Source organism: Solimonas variicoloris DSM 15731 (assembly GCF_000382285.1).
In the GTDB taxonomy this organism is placed as follows: Bacteria; Pseudomonadota; Gammaproteobacteria; order Nevskiales; family Nevskiaceae; genus Solimonas; species Solimonas variicoloris.
Window position 1 is genome coordinate 182386 of record NZ_KB907928.1, and the last position, 14144, is coordinate 196529.

Annotated in this window: 12 protein-coding genes; 8 read left to right on the forward strand and 4 right to left on the reverse strand. The window is 70.3% G+C overall.

The genetic code is table 11. The features are described from left to right. Positions 1–60: 60 nt before the first annotated feature. Positions 61–1305, reverse strand: coding sequence for a YncE family protein (locus H149_RS0107110; protein WP_020649054.1), 1245 nt, complete (start codon positions 1303–1305; stop codon positions 61–63). Positions 1306–1486: 181 nt separating this feature from the next. Between H149_RS0107110 and H149_RS0107115 the strand changes: the two genes are divergently transcribed. After that, positions 1487–1954, forward strand: a complete 468-nt coding sequence (locus tag H149_RS0107115) for a DUF1203 domain-containing protein (RefSeq protein WP_020649055.1) — start codon at positions 1487–1489, stop codon at positions 1952–1954. Positions 1955–2030: 76 nt separating this feature from the next. Here the strand turns inward: H149_RS0107115 and H149_RS20105 are convergent, their stop codons facing one another. Then, a complete protein-coding gene (locus tag H149_RS20105) occupies positions 2031–3302 on the reverse strand; it encodes a patatin-like phospholipase family protein (RefSeq protein ID WP_020649056.1) in 1272 nt (423 codons plus the stop codon). A 145-nt stretch (positions 3303–3447) separates the two neighbouring features. On the opposite strand from H149_RS20105, the gene H149_RS0107125 reads away from it, so the two are divergent. Next, positions 3448–4005: a DUF3228 family protein gene (locus H149_RS0107125; RefSeq protein ID WP_020649057.1), complete on the forward strand. Its 558-nt coding sequence runs from the start codon at positions 3448–3450 to the stop codon at positions 4003–4005. 102 nt (positions 4006–4107) lie between these two features. After that, positions 4108–4494, forward strand: a complete 387-nt coding sequence (locus H149_RS0107130) for a group II truncated hemoglobin (RefSeq protein ID WP_020649058.1) — start codon at positions 4108–4110, stop codon at positions 4492–4494. Between the two features lie 49 nt (positions 4495–4543). Here H149_RS0107130 and H149_RS0107135 read toward each other — a convergent pair whose 3' ends face one another. Further along, a complete protein-coding gene (locus tag H149_RS0107135; protein WP_020649059.1) occupies positions 4544–5821 on the reverse strand; it encodes a serine hydrolase in 1278 nt (425 codons plus the stop codon). 399 nt (positions 5822–6220) lie between these two features. On the opposite strand from H149_RS0107135, the gene H149_RS20110 reads away from it, so the two are divergent. From H149_RS20110 to H149_RS0107155, 4 genes are all read left to right on the forward strand, one after another. Beyond that, on the forward strand, positions 6221–8161 hold the full coding sequence (locus H149_RS20110) for an outer membrane protein assembly factor BamB family protein (RefSeq protein ID WP_154654679.1): 1941 nt from the start codon (positions 6221–6223) through the stop codon (positions 8159–8161). 5 nt (positions 8162–8166) lie between these two features. Beyond that, on the forward strand, positions 8167–9012 hold the full coding sequence (locus H149_RS0107145) for an EthD domain-containing protein (protein ID WP_154654680.1): 846 nt from the start codon (positions 8167–8169) through the stop codon (positions 9010–9012). An 80-nt stretch (positions 9013–9092) separates the two neighbouring features. Beyond that, positions 9093–10172: an alpha/beta hydrolase fold domain-containing protein gene (locus H149_RS0107150; RefSeq protein ID WP_169518322.1), complete on the forward strand. Its 1080-nt coding sequence runs from the start codon at positions 9093–9095 to the stop codon at positions 10170–10172. Positions 10173–10214: 42 nt separating this feature from the next. Beyond that, complete coding sequence (locus H149_RS0107155) at positions 10215–12839, forward strand: TonB-dependent receptor (protein WP_020649063.1); 2625 nt, start codon at positions 10215–10217, stop codon at positions 12837–12839. A gap of 130 nt (positions 12840–12969) precedes the next feature. On the opposite strand, the gene H149_RS0107160 is transcribed toward H149_RS0107155, so the two are convergent. After that, positions 12970–13440, reverse strand: coding sequence for a nuclear transport factor 2 family protein (locus tag H149_RS0107160; RefSeq protein WP_020649064.1), 471 nt, complete (start codon positions 13438–13440; stop codon positions 12970–12972). 93 nt (positions 13441–13533) lie between these two features. Between H149_RS0107160 and H149_RS0107165 the strand changes: the two genes are divergently transcribed. Beyond that, entirely contained in the window at positions 13534–14124 is a 591-nt protein-coding gene (locus H149_RS0107165) for a TetR/AcrR family transcriptional regulator (RefSeq protein ID WP_020649065.1), read from the forward strand. Positions 14125–14144 lie beyond the last annotated feature (20 nt).

The window sequence follows — 14144 nt, forward strand, 5'->3', positions numbered from 1 at the left end:
GCCGCGCGAGGCCGCGAACAGAAAGACGGTCCTCGCGATCTGCTTCTGCGTGGCGCCGCGCTACGGGGCGGTCGCGGCGGCGTCGACTGCCGACTGCAGCACGCGGCCGACGCGCGAGCGCTGCGGATGGTCGCCGACCGGGATGCTCGCGATCTTCTGCTCGCTCGCGTAGTCGATGACGGCGATCGCGTCGTCGCCGGACATCGACACGAAGCAGCGCGTGCCGTCGCCGCTGTTGGTCGCCCAGTACGGCTTCGAGCCGCTGGCGACGATCTTGTACGCGAAGGTCTCGCGCGAGACGACGGCGACGTAGTCGTCCATCGTGCCGGCCACGCAGAGCTTGGTGCCCTGCGGATTCATCGCCAGGCCGTGATGCGCGCTGTCGAGCAGGTACTGCGAGCGCGGCACGTCGGGAATCGCGTTCGGCAGTTGCGCGACGCGCAGGATGCGGTCCTGCGCGAGGTCGTATTCGACGAAGCCGTGGAAGAACGAGAGCTGGAAGTAGAACAGGTTCTCGTCCGGCGCGATCGCCATCGGCCGCACTGCCGCGCTCATGTCCGGATAGCCGGCTTCGGCGAGTTTCTCGCCGATGTCGACCTTGTGCGTCACTTCCAGCGTGCCGGCATCGACGACCTCGAACACGCGCTCGCCCTTGGTGGTGTCGAAGACCGGCGCGTCGGTCGGCGTGAACACGGTGCCGATGCTGGCGTGGAAGATCCGCGAGCCGTCCTTCGAGTAGTTGTTCTCGTGCGGCTGGTCGCCGGACGCGAAGCTGCCGACGATCGTGCCGGTCGCGGTATCGATCACGTGGACCTGCTTCGAGGTCGAGGCCGAGACGGCGAGGCGCTTGCCGTCCGGCGAGATCGCCATGTGATCCGAGCGGTAGCCTTCGACCGGCGTGCGCCAGACGATCTGCCGCGTCGTCAGGTCGAAGGCGACAACGTCGGCGAAGCTCGGCCGCGACACGTACAGGTAGCGGCCGTCCGGCGAGGTGAAACTGTCGTCGACGAACTGGTCGTGGCCTTCGCCGATCAGCTGGCGCACGCCGAGGAACAGGGCGAGGCGCAGCGGGTTGCGGGTGATCTCCGCCATGCGCTCATCCTGGTCCGGGATGATGTCGAGGCGCAGCAGGCGCTCGTAGCTGCGGGTGTCGATGAAGTCGGCGGTGCCGTCCCAGTTGTTGCTGACGACGAGCACTTCACGCGTCTTGCCGGCGGCGGCGCCGGCGCTGTCCGAGCCGCCGCAGGCGGCGAGCGCCAGAACGGAAATGCCGCCCGCGAACAGGCGCTTGAGTGTGCTCATCATGGGCTTTTCCCCGTATCGGTTTTGTAATGCCGACATCGTAGGCATGCAGGAGCATCACGCTGCTAGTAAATAGTGCCCCTGCGCGTCGGCGGTCGGGGTGCGGACAGCGGCGCGCAAGCTCCGGATGTCGGCGTCGGGTGCGAGGGCGCAGGCTGGCGTCTCCCTGCTACTGGAGTCCGCCGTGTCCTTTCGCATCACCGGCCTGCCGGCCGCCCTCTTCCGTCCGCTCTACGGCCTGTCCGACGCGGCGCTGCTCGCGCGCGGTGTGCGGCGCTGCGTCGCCGATCGCCAGCCCGGCTTTCCCGATCGCATCGAGCTGCGCGACGCCGCGCCGGGCGAGACGCTGCTGCTGCTCAACTTCATGCACCAGCCCGCCGCCAATCCGTATCGCGCCAGCCATGCGATCTTCGTGAGCGAAGGCGCCGAGTGCACCTGGGATCGCATCGACGAAGTGCCGGCGCTGCTGCGCTCGAGGCTGCTGTCGGTACGGGCCTTCGATGCCGACGATCTGATGATCGACGCCGACGTCGTCGACGGCGCCGCGCTGGAGACGCTGATCGAGCGCAGCTTCGCCGATCGGCGCGCAGCCTATCTGCACCTGCACTACGCCAGACGCGGCTGCTACGCGGCGCGCGTCGAGCGCGCCTGAGCGCGTCAGCGCGTGCGGACCTCCGGTCCGGCGGTCCAGGCGCTGCCGGATTCCGGCCGCGCGCCGTTCGCGTCCTTCAGTGCGCCATCGGCACGTTGGGCGCCGACGGCATGGCCGGCGCGGTGGTCGACGATACCGGGCAGCCGGGGAGGTCGCCCGGCTGTGGTTCGCGCGCAGTGATGGCGTCCTGATAGGTGTCGCCGAAGCTCTTCCACAGCTGGTCGGCCTCGCCGCAGCGCGCGGCGAAGTCGAACAGCGCTTTCATGTGTTCCGGCTTGAAATCGAGGGCGCCGCCGAAGCGGAAGGCGTTCGGGATCGCGGTCAGCTTGAAGTCCATGCCGTAGTGCCGCGCCGTCGCGAAGGCCAGGCCCAGCGCCGCGCGCGTGCCGTGGGTGAGACTGACGTCGAAGCCGCGCACCAGGATCTTGCGCGCGCCGATGCGCGTGGTGCCCGGTTCGCGGCTGAGCTGGCCGTTGACCAGCGCGTAGACGCGCACGTCGCCGACGCGCGGCACGCCATCGGCGACCAGCGAGGCGATCTCCGGGCCGATGAACAGCGGCACCGAAGCGCCGCCGTCGACATGCATCTCGTCGTAGGTCTCGCCGTTCTCGCTGACGCGGATCATCACCGGCGGGAACACCACCGGAATGCTCGCCGAGGCGACCAGCACGTTGCGGAACAGCAGGCGCGCGTCCGAGCCGCCGCGCGCGGCGATTGCGCCCATGTCCCAGATCACCGCCTCGCCCTTGTCGAGGTCGGTGGTCTCGATCAGCAGCATGCGGCCGCGCTGGTACTCGTGGGCGACGGCGAGCAGCAGCTGGTCGGTGACGAAGCGGTCGACGAGATCGATCAGCGGCTGGCCGCGGTACATCGCCGGCTGGCCGAGCATCAGGCCGGTGAGGTCGCGTTGCAGCAGATCGCTGCTGCTGTCGCCGGTCAGCGCCTCGGTCAGCTGCGCGTCCCAGGCCGGGCCGAGGTAGGCGAGCGGCGCGATCAGCGCGCCGACGCTGACGCCGGTGACGAGCTGGAATTCCGGCCGCCGGCCGCTGCGGCTCCAGCCGACCAGCGCGCCGGCGCCGAACGCGCCGCCGGCGCCGCCGCCGGACAGCGCGAGGATGTTGATCGGGCCGTCGCCGGCGGCCGCTTTCATCCGTTGCAGGTTCTGCGCCGAGTGCTGGCGGAAGCCGTCCGGGCTGTCGTAGGCGAAGCGCACCGGCGCGTCGAATCCGAGCGGCAGCGCGGTGCTGAGCTTGCCGGGCGGTGCCGGCAGGCGCTCGATCGAAACGCAGCCGGCGAGCAGCACGAGGCTCGCGGTCGTCAGCAGGGCGGGGAGGCGGCGTCGGTCCATGGCAGGCCGTGTAAGCGGGAAAGGCCCGCGCACACTACCGAGTTTCGACGGCGCGAAAAAGGCTGCGCGTCGCGTGCGGTGCCGGCGGGCGCGAGTCGCGAGCGGTGATACGCTCGCGCCCCTCGTATCGCCATCCGCCATTGCCGTGAAGATTCTGCTGACGCCGTTCGCGCAGGCACGCCTGTTCCCGAAGTCCGGTCGCGCCAATACCCTCCAGGACACGACGCCGGAAGATTTCGAGCGCCATCTCAACGAACATGCGCCGTTCAAGGTGCTCGACGGCTACGCGCCGTTCTGCAAGCTGCACGTGCATCGCAACTGGACCTCGACGCGCTGCCTGACGGTGCCGATCACCGACGACAACCGCCACCTGCTGCGCTCCGCCTACGAGGCGCGCACCAAGCGCGAGCTGCCGGTGCTGGTGCGCTGGTTCGAAGGCCTGGAGGCGCCGGTCGCGAGCTACCTGGTCGTGATCCTCTACAGCCGCGAGCAGATGGCGCGCGAGGGCACGCCGATCGACGCCGACTGGGGCGTGGTCGGCTGTCTGGCGACGGCCGCGCCCGAGGAGATTCCGATGGCGCCGATCACGATGATGCGCAACGCCCTCGGCGTCGACGAAGGCGGCTCCGGCGTGCCGCTCGACCGCGAGGCCTATCGGCGCAGCGTCGAGTTCTGGGAGCGCAACGCCAACTGGCGGCCGTGACGCACGGGCGCTAGCGCGGATCGCCGCGGCGCGACATGACGCGGGTCATGGTGCGCGGCGGCCGTGCTGCCGAGACTCGTGCGCCCGAAGCCACGAGAGCGAATGCCGATGAGCGATCCCACGCCCTATGACCTGATCGGCGGCGAGAGCGGCGTGCGCGCCCTCGCGGTCGCGTTCTATGACGCCATGGATCGTCTGCCGGAAGCGGCGACGATCCGCGCCATGCACGGCGAATCGCTCGACGGCATCAAGCAGAAGCTGTTCGAGTTCCTGTCCGGCTGGCTCGGCGGCCCGCGGCTCTACTTCCAGAAATACGGCCACGTCTGCATCGGCAGCGCGCATGGCCCGTATCCGATCGGCGAGGCCGAGCGCGACCAGTGGCTGCGCTGCATGGACATCGCGCTCGACGAGATCGGCGCCAGCGACGAGGTTCGCAACATTCTGCACGCGCCGATGTTCCGCATGGCCAACGCCATGCGCGATCGCTGAGGCCGACGCCGTCGCGCGCCCTCGTGCCGCGGCGCCGGCGCGCGGCGTTTCACGGCGGCGCGGCGGGCGGCGCCGGGACCGGGCCGGCATCGAGACGTTCGGCGAGCGCGCGCAGGTGCCGCGCGAACGGCATCACCGTCTTGACGCTGCCGAGCGTGACCAGCACGCCGTAGCGGCCCGAGGCGCGGTCCAGCCACGGATAGGTGCCGAGCGCGCCGGCGCTGCTGACGCGCGTGCAGCGGCGCCCGTCCTGCTGCTCGCACCACAGGCCGAGCCCGTACGACCACGCCGGATCGATGCCCGGCGGCCGGAAGTTCTGCACCAGAGCGCTGCTGTAATCGGTGTCGATCGTGTCGATCGAGGCCTGCGACAGCAGCGTGCCCGGGCGCTGCAGCGCGATCAGGAAGCGGACGTAATCCTGCGCCGAAGTGTGCAGGCCGGCGGCGACATTGGCGCTCGGCAGGTCCGCGCCCTCGCGATACCAGATCGGGTGCGCGTAGAAGCTCGACGCCATGCCGGCCGGCGTGGCGACCTCGTCGACGAACAGCGTCGTCCAGCGCCGGCCGCTGACGCGCTCGGCGAGGTGGCCGCCGATCTGCATGGCGATGCCGCCGTAGGTGAAGGCGGTGCCCGGCGCATCGTGCATCGGCAGCGCGACCAGACGCGTGAACAGCTCGGCGGCCGGCATCTCCGGCGAGTAGTTCAGCGCGTGGCCGAGATCGGCGCCGGCGGTATGGCTGAACAGCTGGCGTGGCGTCGTGCGCGCCCAGGGGCCGCCGAGTTCCGGCAGATAGGCCGACAGCGGCCGGTCGAGGTCGAGCCGGCCCTGCTCGACGAGCCGCATCAGCACGACGGCGGACACCCATTTGCTCGACGAGGCGACCGGCACGACGCTGTCGAAGCCGATCGCGCCGACCTGCACGCGCGCCTGTTCGGCGCCGTCGCGGCCGACGATCAGCGCCGCGCCGTCCAGCTCCAGCGCCGTCGTCATCTGCTGCAGCGCCGCGCGCAGATCCTCGACCGACGCGTGCGCCGGCAGCGCCGGGTCCGGCAGGCCGCGTGTGTGCATCCGGATGCGCAGATTGCCGAGCAGCGCGCTGCTCGAGAAGCGCAGCAGCTCGGCGCCGTCGAGGCTGCCGTCGCCGTCGCGGTCGAACTGCGCGAAGTGCCGGCGCAGCAGCGGTCCGGCCTCCTCGGGTTCGAGCCGGCCGTTGCGATTGAAGTCGAGTTCGGCGGCGAGCGTGCGGGTCATCCGCCACTGCCAGAACAGCAGACCGCCGCCGGCGACGAGCGCCAGCGCGAGGACGGCGAGCAGGATCTTCTTCATCGCGGCGCTCCCGTTCGCGGCACTCGCATCGCCTGCGGCTGCGGCGCGCGCGGGACGTCCTGCGCGGCGGCGCGATGCGCGACGTGCGCGCGTGCTGTCCGGTGTTTCATGCCTGGTTCTCCTCCCGGTGCATGGTTGACGGTCTTGCCGTATTTATTGTGCACAATGTATGCGCATTTGCGGTCTGCGCGCCACTCCGTGTTCAGGCGCTAGCCCCTGCGGATTCCCCAGGTAGTTCGGATGTAACGTTCTGTTTTGCGGTCGTCCCGGAAACGGTGGCGGCCATTGACAAGCGAAGTTTTCCGGAAATATTGTGCACAAAAATTGGCAGGACCATGAGCCTGCCGGGAGGAGAGAGATGCTGGGTAATGCTCGCAACGGTGTTCGGGCGTGGCGCCGATGATCGACCGTCGTGCCTTCCTGCTGGCCGGGCTCGGCTTCGCCGGCGGCTGCGCCGGCTGGCGGACGCGGCCGGCCGCCGCCGCGCGCCGTGCCGAGGAATGGCCCTGCTACGCGGCCGACAACGCCGCCAGCAAGTATTCGCCGCTCGACGCGATCCATGCCGGCAACGCCGGCCGCCTGCGCGTCGTCTGGGAATGGGAATCGCCCGATGCGGCGATCCTCGACGCGCATCCGCAGCTCGGCCCCGGCGAGTTCCAGGCGACGCCGATCATGATCGGCGGCGTGCTCTACACCTCGACGGCGATGAGCCAGGTCGCCGCGATCGACGCGGCCAGCGGCCGCACGCTGTGGGTCTACGATCCCGGCACCTGGCGCCGCGGGCCGACCACGATCAAGGGCTTCCAGCATCGCGGCGTCGCCTGGTGGAGCGACGGCGAAACCTCGCGCATCTACATCGGCACCGGCGACGCGCGCCTGATCGCGCTCGACGCGCGCAGCGGCCGGCCGGTGCCCGGCTTCGGCCGCAACGGCGAGATCGACCTGCGCAGCGTCGGCCTGAGCCGGCCGGTCGAGCGTGATCCGGCCGATCTCTACGGCTGCACGTCGGCGCCGCTGGTCTGCCGCGACACGCTGGTGATCGGCGGCTACATCCACGACCGCGCGCTCAAGGACCCGATGCCGCCCGGCGACGTGCGCGGCTTCGACGTGCGCACCGGCGCGCTGAAGTGGAGCTTCCGCACCATCCCGCTGCCCGGCGAACACGGCGCCGACACCTGGCCGGACGGCGCCGCCGCGCGCATCGGCAACGGCAACATCTGGGCGCCGATGAGCGCCGACGACGAACTGGGCATCGTCTACCTGCCGGGCAGCTGCGCGACCGACAACCTCTACGGCGGCCTGCGTCCCGGCGACAACCTGTTCTCCAGCAGCCTGATCGCGCTCGATGTCGAGACCGGCGCGCGGCGCTGGCATTTCCAGACCGTGCATCACGACGTCTGGGACTACGATCTGCCGTGCGCGCCAAATCTGGTCGATCTCGACATCGGCGGCGCGCGTGTCAAAGCCGTCGCGCAGGTCACCAAGCAGGGGCTGTGCTTCGTCTTCGACCGCGTCAGCGGCACGCCGCTGTGGCCGATCGAGGAGCGCGCCGTGCCGCAGAGCACGATCCCCGGCGAGCGCAGCGCGCCGACCCAGCCGTTCCCGACGCGGCCGGCGCCGTTCGAGGCCAACGGCGTGACGCCGGAGATGCTGATCGACTTCAGCCCCGAGCTGCGCGCCGAGGCGCGGCAGATTCTCGAAACCTACCGCTACGGCCCGCTCTACACGCCGCTCGACCGCCGGCCGACGATCGTGCGGCCGAGCTGGCTCGGCGCCGCCAACTGGCAGGGCGCGGCGGTCGATCCGGACAGCGGCGTGCTCTACGTGCCCTCGCAGTCGGCGGCGACCGCGCTGGCGCTCGACGAGCATGGCGCGCCGGCGCTGCCGGACGGCGCGCGCGATACCGAGATCGCCGGCGCCTCGGTGGTGGTGCGCGGTCCGCGCGGCCTGCCGCTGTTCAAGCCGCCGTACGGCCGCATCAGCGCGATCGATCTGCGCCGCGGCGAGCTGTTGTGGACGCGCCCGAACGGTCCGGGCGCGACCGACAGTCCGGCGCTGGCGCCGTACCGGCTCGGCTGGATCGGTTCGCAGCAGCGCGCCGCGCCGCTGCTGACGCGCAGTCTGCTGTTCGTCGGCGAGGGGCCGCACGACCGGCGCTACGCGCAGAAGGTGCTGCGCGCCTACGACAAGCGCAGCGGCGAGGTGAAGGCCGAGATTGCGCTGCCCGGCCACACGCTCGGCGCGCCGATGAGCTACGCCGTCGGCGGCCGCCAGTTCATTGTCTACGCGATGGGCTTCCGGCAGCGGCCGCACAAGCTCGTCGCGCTCGCGGAGGTTTGATGATGATGACGTTCCCGCGATTCGCTGCGTTCGTCCTGGCCTTCGCCCTGCTCGGCCTCGGCGCCGCGCGTCCGGCGGCGGCCGAGGCGGTCAAGTTCTACATCATGGTCGACGTTCCGGACCCGACGCAGCTGCTCGCGCTCGACCGCTGGTACCTGCGCTATCACGGTCCGGAAATGCATCGCGCGATGAAGACCTGGCAGCGCAACTACGTTTCGTACCGCAGCGTCGCGGTGCCGGCCGAGGCCGAGCGCTACGGTGCGATCTGGCGCGGGCGCCTGACCGAAATCCAGTACGAGCGGCTCGAAGATTTCTACGAAGGCCGCCGCAACAATCCGTATCTCGATCTGCTGACGCCGCCGCCCGGCGGCTGGCGCAAGACCTTCTTCCGCACCGAGACGGCGACGCTGCCGATCAATCCGCCAGAGAACTATCTGGCGCCGGAGCCGTCCAGCGGCGTCGATCGCGGCTGGGTCGACCGCCCGCCGGCGACGCCGCCGAAGGACACGCCGTACCTGCGCTGGGTGCTGTTCCTGCGGCCACCGGCGGGCGTCGACGCCGAAGCCGCCGAGCGCTGGTTCCGCGAGGTGCACGTGCGCGAGGTCGCGCGCCTGCCGGGCCTGCGCCGCTACGTCGGCTATCGCAGCGTCGGCCGCGAATCGCGCTATTCGCGCGTCGTCGAGCTGTGGTTCGACGACTACGCCGCCTGGCGTCAGGCCTTCATCGAAGCGGCCCCGACTTTCACCGCGCCGCCCTGGGGCGGCACGTTCCCGTTCATGGATTCGGTGTCGACGTTCATCGGCGAAAACCCGGACGTCGATTTCATCAACGACCGGCGCGTCATTCCGTAGCGGCCGCCGGCCACAAGCGCAGATCCCGGACCACCGGGACAGCAAAGAAGGGGGAGAACATGGCTGGACAAGTGCCAGGGATGAGGCTGGCCGCCGCAATGGCGGTCCTGATGGCGGCGGGCGCGCTGGCGGCCTGCGGCGGCAGCGGCGGCATCGACGAGGCGCGCGCCGCGGCGGCGGCGACGCCGGTCGATACCTGCGTCAGCGCGCCGTCCGACGGCTACGGCGGACCGGGACCGTACGCGGTCGCCGTGCAGAGCGTCGCCAATCCCGAGCGTCGCGGCGCGGAGGTCACCGTGTTCAGCCCGCAGGACGCCGGCACCGCGCCGCGGCCGGTGATCTTCTTCGCGCACGCGTTCGCCGCCGGCGAGCTCGACACCTACATCGAGCTGCTGGAGCGGCTCGCCTCGCAGGGCTGGATCGTCGTGCACTCGCCGTACGGCTTCCTGGAATCGTTCCAGCTGCTGTCGCCGGGCAAGGTGCCGCCGGCCTACGACCAGCTGTGGGCGGGATTCGAGGCGGCCGTGACGCGCTATGGCGCCGAGCTGCACATGGACACCTCGCGCATCGGTTTCATCGGCCACTCGTTCGGCGGCGGTGCGTCGCCGGCGATGCTGACGCGCGCACTGGCGCGCGGCTGGGGCGGCAACGCGCGCTTCGTGTTCATCATGGCGCCGTTCCGCGTCTACGAGATCACGCCGGACGACTACGCGCGCTGGCCGTCGGATACGCGCGCGCTGATCGAGGTCTACGACGACGACGACACCAACGATCACCGCTACGCGATCGACGACATCTGGGCGCACCTCGGCACGATTCCCGACGCGCGCAAGGACTATCTGCTGCTCGGCAGCGCCACGCACGGCAGCTGCACGCTGCCGGCCGACCACGCGGTGCCGATGGCGCGCAACGGCCGTTACGGCCAGCTCAACGGCTTCGATCCCTGGGCGGTCTGGCGCCGCGCCGACGCGCTGGCGCGCTGCACGTTCGATGGCGACGCCACCGGCTGCGCGATCGCACTCGGCCGCGGCGATGCCCGGCAGGCCGACATGGGCAACTGGCTCGACGACGGATCGCCGCTGCCGCCGATCCAGAGCTTGATTCCACCGCAGCCGCGCAACTGCGGCGAGGGCGAGCGCTGCACGTTCCGACGCGACTAGAAGGCGCGCGGTTCCGACCATAACGACAGAAGGGGGAGAGTCATGCGCATCGAAACGATGAGCGTGCTGCTGCTGGCGTGCCTGTGTGCGGCGCCGGCGCTGTGGGCGCAGGATGGGGACGCCTCGGCCCCGGCGCTGTACGCGACGCTGCCGGTGCCCGACGCACCCGAGCCGCCGCCGGCGCTGGGGCCGGCGCCTGACGCGCCGCCGGCGCTGGAGGAAATCGTCGTCACCGCCGAGAAGCGTTCCGACCGCCTGCAGCGCGTGCCGCTGGCGATCACCGCGATCACCGCCGACCAGCGCGAGGAGCGCGGCATCAAGAGCGTCAACGACATCGCCGACGTCACGCCGGGGCTTTCGTACGACAAGGGCACCGGCAGCGATCGCATCAGCGTGCGCGGCATCGGCCGCCTGACGTCGGCGATCGGCACCGATCCCGGCATCGCCGTCTACAACGACGGCGTATTCACCGGCAGCGGCACGCAGATCCAGAAATCGCCGCTGTTCGTCGATCGCGTCGAGGTGCTGCGCGGGCCGCAGGGCACGCTCTACGGGCAGAACTCGATCGGCGGCGCGATCAACGTCGTGTCCAAACGGCCGTCGTCGCAGTTCGACGCGCAGGCGCGCGGGGCCTATGGCAGCTACGGCGCGTTCGAGCTCGAAGGCTTCGTCTCCGGGCCGCTGCGCGACGGCCTGCTCGGCCGGCTCTCGCTGAGCCAGACCGGGCAGCAGGATGCGCAGTTCGACAACGAAGGGCCGGCCGACGGCCTCGGCCGCGAGCAGCATCGCCTAGCCGAGGCGCAGCTGCAGTTCGGCGACGGCGCGCCGTGGCAGGTATGGACGCGCTTCTCGTACCGCGAGTGGGACGACCGCAAGCCGACCGCGAATCTGGTGACGCCGTACGTGCGCGATCAGTTCAGCAATGCCGTGTATCCGAATCCGGCGTACCGGTACGAACAGGAGAACCCGGGCGTCGGCAACTTTCACCGGATCAACACCAACCGCGACAGCGTCTACCAGATCAACGAGAACTACGCGGCCGTGCTCGAAGCGAGCTACGAGCTGGGCGCGGTGCGCGCGAAGTATCTCGGCGGCTGGCAGACGCTCAAGCTGCCGCTGCGCGGCGACTTCGATCGCACCTCGCGCGGCGACTTCCGTGTCGGCCTGCCCGGCGATCCGCAGACCTTCACGCTGCTCGATCCCGACGGCTACACGATCTCCGGCGACATGCGCAGCCAGACCGACGTCGACAAGACCTACTGGTCCAACGAGCTGACGTTCTCGGGAGAGGACGAGCGTCTGCGCTGGATCGCCGGGCTCTACGAATCCGGCGATCGCAGCACCACGGTCGGGGTGCTGCGCAATCCCGGCCAGCCGCAGTACGAGCAACCGCTGACGCAGGCTTCCGTGCTCGGCGTGCCGAGCGCGGCGCTGCCCAATCCGGCGCGCGACGTGCTGCGCACGGCGGCCGATCTCGACGTGCGCTCGTACTCGGGCTTCGGCCAGCTCGACTGGCATCTGAGCGAGCGCGCCAAGCTCAGCTTCGGCCTGCGCTACACGCGCGACGAGAAGAAGGCGCGCGAGCAGCTGCGCATCGTGCTGTGGAGTCCCAGCAACAATCCGCTGGTCAGCGGCCTGTCGCTGCATAACCTCGGTGCGACGATCAGCGATCAGCTCGACAGCCTGATCGGCCTCAATCCCGGACTCGATACCGGCGCGCTGCCGCCGACCGATCCGCTGTGCTGCACCGGGCGCGGCGACAACGAGCCGGCCTACGACATCACGCCGACGCTCAGTGGCGCGCCGGCGAGCACCAGCGGCCCCGCGGTGCGCCACCTGGACCGCTCATGGACCGGCCGCACCGGGCGTCTCGCGTTCGACTACGCGGCCAGCCGGCGCGCGCTCGTCTACGCCAGCTACGCGCGCGGCTACAAGGCCGGCGGCTTCCGGCTCGGCGGCTTTTCGCAGGACTACGACGTCGGTCCCGAGCATGCCGACGCCTTCGAGCTGGGCCTGAAGAGCGACTGGACGCCACTGCTGCGCACGAATCTCGCGCTGTTCTACACGCAGTACCGCGACGCGCAGGTGCCGCTGCTGTTCGACAACGGCGTCACCGCCGACAACCTGTTCATCAACCTCGAACGCTCGCGCAGCTACGGCGCCGAGCTGGAGAGCCAGTGGATCGCGCTGCGGGGCCTCAGCTTCAATTTCAGCTACAGCTGGCTGGTCGCTGAAATCCAGTCGGCGTGCTGCTTCGTCAATCTCGAAGTGCCGCCGGAGCAGCGCAGCCCGCAGGCGCTCGACGGCAATCGCCTGCCGTTCGCGCCCGAGCACAAAGCTTCGCTCAACGGTCTTTACCGCTACGGCTTCGAGCGCGGCGACCTGCTGCTGTCGGCGACTTACTCCTGGCGCGACAAGACCGACTATCAGGTCTTCAACGATCCGCGCGCGCGGGCCGACGCCTACGGCACGCTCGGCGCGCGCCTTGCCTGGATCGACCGCCGCCTGCCGGTGCAGCTCGCGCTGTTCGGCAGCAATCTGCTCGACGAGCAGCAGGTCACCAACATCGAACTCGGCACCGGCGCCGGCGTGGTGGGCTACGGCAAGGTCGTCAGCGTGTCCGATCCGCGGCTCGTCGGACTCGAAATGCTCTGGTACTTCCAGTGACGCCGGCCGGCCGCTGAGCCATCGCCCGGCCGCGTCCAAGAGACCGGGCGCGGCACGCATGCATCGGGCACGCTGCGCATCACTCGGGACGTGCCCCGACGCGAGCCGGCGCGGCGGGGCGCCGGCCGTCCTACAACCCCAGCGCACTCAGGCCCGGATGGTCGGCGGGACGCGGCGCGCGGCGGTCCCAGTGGAACAGGCGTTCCTCGGCACGGATCGGCCGCTCGTTGATGCTGGCGTGGCGATGGGCCATCAGGCCCCGCGCGTCGAACGCCCAGTTCTCGTTGCCGTAGGCGCGGTACCACTGACCGGAATCGTCGCGGTACTCGTAGGCGAAGCGCACCGCGATGCGTGCGCCGTCGTGTGCCCAGACTTCCTTGATGAGCCGGTAGTCCAGCTCGCGGTTCCACTTGCGGGTGAGGAACGCCACGATCTCGTCGCGGCCCTGGAAGATCTCGCTGCGATTGCGCCAGCGGCTATCCGCCGTGTAAGCGAGCGAGACGCGCTGCGGGTCGCAGCTGTTCCAGGCGTCCTCGGCGGCGCGCGCCTTCTGCGCGGCGGTTTCGGCGGTGAAGGGCGGCAGCGGCGGGCGGCTCTGCATGGCGGATTTCCTCGGGGTGGGCGATCAATGTAGACAAGTCTGTCTACATCGCCACTGTGGCAGGTGTAGACAGGTTTGTCTACCATGCGTCGCATGACGACCATCGCCCAGCTCGCCGCCATCCCCGAGGCAGAACGCGCCGCGCTGCCGCCGCGCGAGCGCATCCTGCAGACCGCCTATGCGCTGTTCTACCGGGATGGCATCCGCGCCACCGGCATCGACCGCGTGATCGCCGAATCGGGCGTCAGCAAGGTCACGTTCTACCGTCAGTTCCCGAGCAAGAACGACCTGATCCTGGCTTTCCTGACGCTGCGCCACGAACGCTGGATGGCCTGGTTCAGCGACGCGCTGCAGCGCCACGGCGCGAAGCGGCCGGGGCTCGACGCGCTGGTTGCCGCGCTCGGCGAGTGGTTCGCGTCCGAGGACTTCCGCGGTTGCGCATTCCTCAACAGCGTCGGCGAGCTGGGCCACACGCTGCCGGAAGTGCTGGAGGTGACGCGCCAGCACAAGGCCGACATGGCCCGGGCCATCGAATCGCTGCTGCCGGCGGGGGCGGGGAGAAAGCAGATCGCCGCCGCGGCCGTACTGGCGGCCGACGGTGCGATCCTGCATGCGCAGTACGAGCCGGGTGCTCAGGCTGCACTCAGGCAGCTCACCGCCATCGTCCACGGTCTGGGCGCATAGCGCGCGGCCGGACGGCGGCG

Excerpts from the sequence above, each read along its gene's own strand:
- H149_RS0107110 (WP_020649054.1), bottom strand. The coding sequence starts at position 1,305 with ATGATGAGCACACTCAAGCGCCTGTTCGCGGGCGGCATTTCCGTTCTG.
- H149_RS20105 (WP_020649056.1), bottom strand. The coding sequence starts at position 3,302 with ATGGACCGACGCCGCCTCCCCGCCCTGCTGACGACCGCGAGCCTCGTG.
- H149_RS0107130 (WP_020649058.1), top strand. The coding sequence starts at position 4,108 with ATGCCGATGAGCGATCCCACGCCCTATGACCTGATCGGCGGCGAGAGC.
- H149_RS0107135 (WP_020649059.1), bottom strand. The coding sequence starts at position 5,821 with ATGAAGAAGATCCTGCTCGCCGTCCTCGCGCTGGCGCTCGTCGCCGGC.
- H149_RS20110 (WP_154654679.1), top strand. The coding sequence starts at position 6,221 with ATGATCGACCGTCGTGCCTTCCTGCTGGCCGGGCTCGGCTTCGCCGGC.
- H149_RS0107145 (WP_154654680.1), top strand. The coding sequence starts at position 8,167 with ATGACGTTCCCGCGATTCGCTGCGTTCGTCCTGGCCTTCGCCCTGCTC.
- H149_RS0107150 (WP_169518322.1), top strand. The coding sequence starts at position 9,093 with ATGAGGCTGGCCGCCGCAATGGCGGTCCTGATGGCGGCGGGCGCGCTG.
- H149_RS0107155 (WP_020649063.1), top strand. The coding sequence starts at position 10,215 with ATGCGCATCGAAACGATGAGCGTGCTGCTGCTGGCGTGCCTGTGTGCG.
- H149_RS0107160 (WP_020649064.1), bottom strand. The coding sequence starts at position 13,440 with ATGCAGAGCCGCCCGCCGCTGCCGCCCTTCACCGCCGAAACCGCCGCG.
- H149_RS0107165 (WP_020649065.1), top strand. The coding sequence starts at position 13,534 with ATGACGACCATCGCCCAGCTCGCCGCCATCCCCGAGGCAGAACGCGCC.